Source organism: Streptomyces chattanoogensis, assembly GCF_001294335.1.
Classification (GTDB): domain Bacteria; phylum Actinomycetota; class Actinomycetes; order Streptomycetales; family Streptomycetaceae; genus Streptomyces; species Streptomyces chattanoogensis.
Genome location: NZ_LGKG01000201.1, coordinates 1 through 8,669, shown reverse-complemented (window position 1 = coordinate 8,669; position 8,669 = coordinate 1). Strand labels below are relative to the sequence as shown.

Annotated in this window: 1 protein-coding gene and 1 pseudogene; both read right to left on the bottom strand. The window is 74.4% G+C overall.

Annotated features, from left to right (window positions below):
* Positions 1-1,730: pseudogene (locus ADL29_RS38465) on the bottom strand (type I polyketide synthase); the annotation flags it as partial.
* Positions 1,645-8,669: type I polyketide synthase (locus tag ADL29_RS38460; protein ID WP_425424314.1), on the bottom strand; the 7,025-nt coding region annotated here is incomplete at its 5' end. The pseudogene ADL29_RS38465 and the gene ADL29_RS38460, both read right to left, overlap by 86 nt.

Below are 8,669 nucleotides of genomic sequence, written 5' to 3'. Positions count from 1 at the left end.
CGCCAGCACCTCGTCCAACGCCTCCGCGAACACCGGGAACCGGCCGTACAACTCCCGCCCCATACCCACCCGTTGCGCACCCTGCCCCGAGAACAGCACTGCAAGCGGGCGGCCCGTCTCCGCGCGGCCTCGGGCCGTCTCGGACAGCTCGCCGTCGGGGCACTGGGCCAGCAGCACCGCGCGGTGCTCGAACACCGAACGGCCCGAGGCGAGCGAGAACCCGACGTCCACCGGTGACGCCGTACCCCTGCGCGAGGAGATCCGCTCGACCCCTGCCGCCAGCGCCTCCTCGGTCTTGGCCGACACCAGCCACGGCACCACGGTGGGCACCGACCCCGGTTCCGCCACCGGCTCTTCGTCCGGTTCCGCCTGCTCCACGATCACATGTGCGTTGGTGCCGCTGATGCCGAACGAGGACACACCTGCCCGCCACGGCCGGTCGGCCTTGGGCCACTGGCCGCCGCCTGCGTGTGGCCGAGGTTGGACTTCACCGACCCCAGCAGCAGCGGACGCTCGGGGTCACGGTCCTGGCCGTACGTGGCCAGCAGCGCCTGGGCCTCGATCGGGTCGCCGAGCGGGGTGCCGGTGCCGTGGGCCTCGACCACGTCCACGTCCGACGCCGACAGACCGGCGCCGGCCAGCGCCTGGCGGATCACCCGCTGCTGCGAGGGCCCGCTGGGCGCGGTGAAGCCGTTGGAGGCGCCGTCCTGGTTGACGGCCGAGCCCCGTACGACCGCGAGGACGGGGTGCCCGTTGCGGCGGGCGTCCGACAGGCGCTCCACGACCAAGACGCCCACACCCTCGGACCAGCCGGTGCCGTCGGCCGCGTCCGAGAACGCCTTGCACCGGCCGTCCGCCGCCAGCCCGCCCTGCCTGCTGAACTCCATCAGGGAACCGGGGGACGCCATGACGTTCACCCCGCCGACCAGGGCCAGCTCGCACTCACCGGCCCGCAGGGCATGGCTCGCCGTGTGCAGGGCCACGAGCGAGGACGAGCATGCCGTGTCGACGGTCACCGCCGGGCCCTCCAGGCCCAGTGTGTAGGACAGCCTCCCGGAGGTGGCGCTGGCGGCGATTCCGGTGCCGATGTCGCCGGTGGCGTCGGCCAGGGAGCGTACGAGGAGGTAGGCGTAGTCCTGGCCGTTGGTGCCGATGAACACGCCGGTGCGGCTGCCGCGCAGGGTGGTCGGGTCGATGCCGGCGCGCTCGAACGCCTCCCAGGAGGTCTCCAGCAGCAGCCGCTGCTGCGGGTCCATGGTGACCGATTCGCGGGGCGAGATGCCGAAGAAACCGGAGTCGAAGTCCCCCACGCCGTCGAGGAAGCCCCCTTCCTGACTGACGGCGTTGCCGCGCCGGTCGACCCCGGCTTCCCGCAGGGCGTCCAGGTCCCAGCCGCGGTCCGTGGGGAACGCGCCGATCGCGTCCTTGCCCGCGGTCAGCAGCTCCCACAGGTCCTCGGGCGATTGCACACCGCCGGGGTAGCGGCAGGCCATCGCCACGATCGCGATCGGCTCCGTGGCCGCGGCGACGAGCTTGCGGTTCTGGCGGCGCAGGTTCTCGGCTTCCTTCAGCGAGGCGCGGAGGGCTGCGACGACGGTTTCACTGGATGTGGTCATGGTCCGCTCTTTCAGCACTCTTGGGGGATCAGCGCTCTTGGGGGGAATTGCCGTCGAATGCCGCCTGCACCAGGTCGGCGACGTCCATCGCGTCGATCGACTCGTCGTAGGCATCCGCTGCCGTGGCGGAGGCCTCGGCGCCGGACGCCGCGGTCTGCTCGGCGGCGAGCTTCAGCAGGGGTTCGAGCACGCCGATCTCGCGCAGCTGGGCCACGGATACGGACGCGAGCAGGGCCCTGATGCCGGAGGAGTCCAGGTCGCCGTCGCCGGCTGCCCCCTCCCCCTGGCGCTCCCCCGGGTCCTCGTCGGGGACGAGCAGGCTCAGGAGGTGGGCTGCCAGGGCGGCGGGGTTGGGGTGGTCGAAGACGAGTGTGGCGGTCAGGTTCAGTCCGGTCGCGGCGCCGAGCTGGTTGCGCAGTTCGACGGCGCTGAGGGAGTCGAAGCCGAGGTCGCGGAACGCCCGGTCGGCGGCTACGGCGTCGGCTGTGGGGTGTCCCAGTACGGCCGCTGCCCGGGTGCGCACCAGGTCCCGTACGGCTTCGGTGCGCTTGGCGGGCGGCAGGCCCGTCAGCTTCTCGCGCAGCGCGTCGCCCGTGGTGTCCTCGCCGGTGTCCCCCGCCGCCGGGTGCCCGGCGTCGACGGCCGGCTCGCCGAGCAGCGGGCTGGGCCGTACGGCGGTGAAGGAGCGGACGAACCGGTCGCGTGCGATGTCGGCGACGACCTCGGTGGGCCGCCCGTCCATGACGGCCCGGCGCAGCGCCACGACGGCGAGGTCCGGGTCCAGCGGGCGGATTCCGGTGCGCCGGGCCACGTCGGCCGCGCGCTGGTCGGCGGCCATTCCGCCGCCGCCCCATACGCCCCAAGCGAGGGATGTCGCGGCCAGGCCCTGGGCCCGGCGCTGTTCGGCGAGAGCGTCCAGGCAGGCGTTGGCGGCGGCGTAGTTGGCCTGGCCCGCGTTGCCGACCGCTCCGGAGGACGAGGAGAACAGGGCGAACACGGCCAGGTCCAGGTCCTTGGTGAGGTCGTGCAGGGCCAGGGCCGAGGCGGCCTTGGCGCGGAAGACGTCCTCGAAGCGGTCCGGGGTGAGGCTGTCCAGGACACCGTCGTCGATGACGCCGGCGGTGTGGACGATGCCGGTCAAGGGGGCCGTCTCGGGGATGTCCGCCAGGACCTTCGCGAGCGCGTCGCGGTCGGCGGCGTCGCACGCGGTGAGGGTGACGTCGGCGCCGAGCGCGGTGAGTTCGGCGCGCAGTGCGTCCGCGCCGGGCGCGTCCGGGCCGCGGCGGCTCAGCAACAGCAGGTGCGGTGCGCCCGCCCCTGCCAGTTCGCGGGCCACGTGGGTGCCCAGGGCTCCGGTGCCGCCGGTGATCAGGACGGTTCCGGTGGGGTTCCACTCCCGGGTGCTCCGCCCGGCCGGTACGGGGACCAGCCGGCGGCCGAGGACGGCGGAGGGCCGGATCGCGATCTGGTCCTCGCCGCCGGGGGCGGCGAGCACGTCGGCGAGACGGGCGGCGGAGCGGTCGTCGAGGGTGCCGGGCAGGTCGATCAGACCTCCCCAGCGCTGCGGGTACTCCAGGGCGGCCACCCGGCCCAGTCCCCACACGGCGGCCTGGGCGGGTCCGGACACCGGCTCGCCGGGCGCGGCGGCGACCGCGCCGCGGGTGACGCACCACAGGGGTGCGGCGAGGTCCGCGTCGCCGAGCGCCTGGATCAGGGTGGTGGTGAGGGCCAGCGCCTCGGGGGCGTGCGCCGGGTGGGCGGGGTGGGCGGGGTGCGCAGCAAGGGCGAGCAGGGAGACCACGGTGGTGAACTGTGGCCCTTCTGCGGCCTGTTGGCGCAGCAGGTCGGCCAGGGCGGCGCGGTCGGTGCCGGGTGCCGTGAGGCGCACGGTGTCCGGGCCCAGGGCCGCGAGGACGTCGGCGACCCACGGGTCCTGCTCGTGCCCTGCCGGGATCACGGCGAGATGGGTGCCCGCCGGGGTGTGGGAGGGCGTGCGGGTCAGCGGCGTGAAGGTGATCTGCTGCCGCCAGCCGTCGACCGTGCCGGACGCCTCGCGCCTGCGGCGCCAGTCCGCGAGCGCGGGGAGCACCTTGGCCAGCGCGTCGCGTTCGACGTCGAGCGTCGTCTCTAGTTCCGCGAAGTCCGCCTCCCGTACCGCCGACCAGAAGCCGTCGTCGACGGCGGTCGCCGGGGTGGGGTCGGTGGCGGACTGGCCGGACTGGCCGGACTGGGCAGTCGGCCAGAACCGCTGGTGCTGGAAGGGGTAGGTGGGCAGGTCGGTGCGGCGGGGCGCGGTACCCGGCCCGGTGAGGAGGGCGGGCCAGTGCGGGCTCAGTCCGTCCACGTGCAGCCGGGCGAGCGCGGTGACCACACTCTCCTGCTCACCGCGGTGCCTGCGCAGCGCCGGTACGGTGACCGCCTGCGAGGGCAGGGTGTCCAGGGTCTCCTGGGCCATGGCGCACAGCGTGCCGTCGGGGCCCAGTTCCAGGAACGCGGTCGCACCGCGGTCGGCGAGGGTGCGGACGCCGTCGCCGAAGCGGACGGCCTCGCGGACGTGGCGCACCCAGTAGTCCGGAGAGCACACCTGCCGCTCGGTCGCCACCTCGCCGGTCACATTGGACACGAGGGGGATCGCGGGGGCGTCGTAACCGACGCTTTGGGCGACTCGTCGGAAGTCCTCGAGAACGGTGTCCATGTGCAGTGAGTGAAATGCATGGCTCACCCGCAAACGCCTAGTCTTGCGCCCGTCGGCGGTGAACTTCTCCGCGATGCCGAGGACGGCGGCCTCGTCGCCCGAGAGCACCACCGACCGCGGTCCGTTGACCGCGGCGATGGACACGCCGTCGGTCAGGTGCGCCCGGGTCTCCTCCTCGGTGGCCTGGACGGCGACCATGACGCCACCCGCGGGCACCGCGTCCATCAGCCGCGCCCGTGCGGCCACCAGCCGGCACGCGTCGTCCAGGGAGAAGACCCCGGCCACGTGCGCGGCCGCTATCTCGCCGACGGAGTGCCCGGCGACGAAGTCCGGGCGGATGCCCCAGGATGCGACCAGTCGGTACAGCGCGACCTCGAGGGCGAACAGCGCGGGCTGGGTGTAGCCCGTCTCGTTCAGCCGCTCCGCGCCCCCGACCGCATCCCCGAACATGACCTCCCGCAGCGGGAGTTCCAGTTCCGCGTCCAGGCGTGCCGTCACCTCGTCCAGGGCCTCGGCGAACACCGGGAAGCGGGCGTGGAGTTCCCGGCCCATGCCCACGCGCTGCGATCCCTGGCCGGAGAACAGCACCGCGAGCTTGCCGCGGCGCTCCGCGACCTGGCCGCGCAGGACCTGGGGGGTGTCGAGTCCGTCGGCGAGTGCGGCCAGGCCCGCGAGCAGGTCCTCGCGGTCTTCGGCGAGGACGGCGGCCCGGTGGGTGAAGGCCGACCGGGTGGTGGCCGTGGACAGCGCGAACTCGGCGACGGTGAGGTCGGGCCGGGCGGCCACGTAGGCGTGCAGCTGCCGGGCCTGGGCCCGCAGCGCTTCCGGCACGGCGCCGGACACGGGGACCGGCAGCGGGCCGCCCGCCTCCTGGGTGTTCTCAGGCTCGTCCGCCACGGTTACGGCGGGCTGCTCGATGATCACATGGGAGTTGGTGCCGCTGGCGCCGAAGGCCGAGATGCCGGCCCGACGCGGGCGGCCTGTACGGGGCCAGTCGGCCGCCTCCGTCAGCAGTTCGACGGCTCCGGCGCTCCAGTCGACGTGTGCCGAGGGCTCGTCGATGTGCAGGCTCCTGGGCAGCACGCCGTGGCGCATCGCCAGCACCATCTTGATCACCCCGGCGAGGCCCGCGGCCGCCTGGGTGTGACCGATATGGGACTTCACCGACCCGAGCAGCAGGGGCAGTTGGGGGTCACGGCCCTGCCCGTAGGTGGCCAGCAGCGCCTGCGCCTCGATGGGGTCACCCAGGGTGGTGCCGGTGCCATGTGCCTCCACGGCGTCCACGTCGGCCGGTGCCAGCCCCGCGTTGGCCAGCGCCCGCTGGATGACGCGGCGCTGCGAGGGGCCGTTGGGCGCGGTGATGCCGTTGCTGGCGCCGTCCTGGTTGATGGCCGAGCCGCGCAGCACCGCGAGCACCTCGTGCCCGTTGCGGCGGGCGTCCGAGAGCCGTTCCAGGACGAGCACGCCCACGCCCTCGGACCAGCCGGTGCCGCCCGCGTCGGACGCGAACGGCCGGCAGCGGCCGTCCGGTGCGAGGGCTCCCATCTCGCCGAACTCGACGAAGTTCACCGGGCTGGACATCACCGTCACACCGCCGGTCAGGGCGAGGGAGCACTCGCCGTTGCGCAGGGCCTGGGCGGCCAGGTGGAGCGCCACCAGGGACGACGAGCACGCCGTGTCGACGCTGACGGAGGGGCCTTCCAAGCCGAAGTGGTAGGCCACCCGGCCGGAGAGCAGGCTCGCCGACTGCGCGGTCTGCGCGTGCCCCAGCTGGCCCGCTTCGGGCCGGTAGTCGCCCGAGCCGCCGCCGATGAACACGCCGGTGTCGCCGCCGCGCAGCCGGGCGGGGTCGATGCCGGTGCGCTCCAGAGCCTCCCAGGTGGCTTCCAGAAGGATGCGCTGCTGCGGGTCCATCACCATCGCCTCGCGCGGTGCGATCCCGAAGAAACCGGGGTCGAAGTCGGCCACGTCGTAGAGGAATCCGCCCTGGCCGGTGACGGTCCGGCCGTGGCCGTCCCGGTCGCCGTGCAGTAGCCGGTCCAGGTCCCAGCCGCGGTCGGTGGGGAAGCCTCCGATGGCGTCCGTTTCGCCCATGACCAGTTGCCACAGGTCCTCGGGCGAGCGGATCCCGCCCGGGTAGCGGCAGCTCATGCCGACGATGACGACCGGGTCCTCGGCGGCGTCGGCGGTCTTCGCCCGCGCCACCGCGGGGAGTTCCGCCCCGCCCTCGCCGAGGAGTTCGGCCCGTAGATACTCGGCGAGCGCGTCGGCCGTGGGGTAGTCGAAGACGAGGGTGGCGGGCAGGGCCAGGCCCGTCGCGACGGCGAGCTGGTTGCGCAGGTCGACCGCGGTCAGCGAGTCGAAGCCGAGGTCCTTGAACGCCTGGCCGGCGGGTACGGCGTCGGCGTCCGCGAACCCGAGCACCGCGGCCACCCGGTTGCGGACCAGGGCCAGCAGGACCTCGGTGCGCTCCGCGTCCGGTCGGGCGGCAAGTTCGGCCCGCAGGCCGGTCGCGGTGTCCGCCGTTCCGGGCTCGGTGCCGTCCGGCTCCGCCAGCGCCTCGCGGGCCTCGGGGAGTTCCGCGAACAGGGCGCTCGGCCGGCTGCGGGTGAAGGCGGGCGCGAACCCGTCCCACCGTACGTCGGCGACCGTCACCGCGGGGCTGTCGGTGCCCAGGGAGCGGGCGAGCGCGGTCAGGGCCCGCGCGGGGTCCATCGGGGGCAGTCCGTTGGTCCGCAGGTGCGCGGCCAGGCTGTCGGAGGTGGTGTCGGCCCAGCCGCCCCATGAGACCGCCGTGGCGGGCAGTCCGCGTCCGCGCAACGTGCGAGCCAGGGCGTCGAGTTGCGCTCCGGCCGCGGCCTCGGTGTCCCGGCCTCCGGCACCCCAGGTCCCGGTGATCGAGGAGAAGAGGACGAACACGTCCAGGGGGCGATCGCCGGTCGCCGCCTCTGCCACGGCCGCCAGCTTCTCCACGTCGGTGCGCAGCGCGACCAGGGCGGCACCGGGGTCCGCGGCGGTGGCGGTTCGGTAGACGTCGGCGTCGGACGGCCCCTCCGCGTAGATCACCGCGGTCAGCGGTTCCGGGAGCGCGGCGAGCGCGCTCAGCAGCGCCTCACCGTCGGCCGGTGCGCAGTCGATCACCGTCAACGGCACGCCCAGGGCGTCGAGTTCGGCGCGCAGCTGCGCCGTGTCCGGTGCGGTGGGGTCGGCCAGCACCAGGTGCCGGGCGCCCTGTTCGGCGAGCCAGCGGGCGCAGTGTCCGCCGGTGCCGGACGCGGGGCCGACGACCAGGACCGTGCCGGTCGGCTGCCACGGGGTCGCGGGGGTGTCGTCCGTGGCGCGCACCAGCCGTCGTCCGAAGGCTCCGGAGGGCCGCAGCGCCACCTGGTCCTCGTCGCCGGTGCCGGACAGTACGGCGCGAAGCCGTTCGGCCGAGCGCCGGTCGAGCGTCTGCGGTACGTCGACCAGGCCGCCCCAGCGGTCCGGGTGGTCCAGGGCCGCGACCCTGCCGAGCCCCCACACCGCCGCCTGGGCGAGGCTGACGTCGGTCTCCGAGCGGCTCACCGACACCGCGTCGCGGGTGACGCACCACAGCGGGGCGTCGATTCCGGCGTCCGTCAGTGCCGCTACCGCCTCGTTCGGCCATGCCGGTCCGGCGGGGAGGGCGTCGGCGTACGGGGCCGCGAGCAGGGAAACCACTCCGGTCCACGCAGTTCCTTGTGCGGCGAGTTCGGCAAGCTGTGCGGTGAGTGCGCCGTGGTCGGCCGGGTCGGCCTCGACGGTGACGGCGGACTCGCCGAGGGCCGCGAGGACGGCGGCGGTCCACTCGTCGTCGGCGGCGCCCGTCGGGACAAGCGCCAGCCACGGTCCGGCGAGGGTGCCGGGCGCGGCGCCGGGCAGCGGCTTGAAGGCCACGTGGTAGCGCCAGCCGTCGACGGTCGAGCGCTCGACGCGCTTGCGGCGCCAGGCGGACAGGGCGGGTACGAGGGCCGACAGTGCGGCATCGTCCAGTTCGAGGCTGTCCGACAGCGACGAGAGGTCCGCGCGGTGGGCGAGGGCGGTCAGCAGCGCGGTCTCCTCGGGCCGGTCCTTGCGCAATACGGGGACCGCCACCGCCGTCTCGTCCAGGGTGTGCTGGGCCATCGCGGTCAGCACACCGTCCGGGCCCAACTCCAGGAAGACGGATGCCCCTTCGGCGGCCAGGGCGCGGACGCCGTCGGCGAAACGGACCGTCTCCCGGACGTGCCGGACCCAGTAGTCGGGCGAGCACACCAGCCCCTCGGCGGCGACCTCCCCGGTCACGTTCGAGACCAGCGGGATCTGCGGCGCCTCGTACGACAGCCCCTCGGCGACCCGCC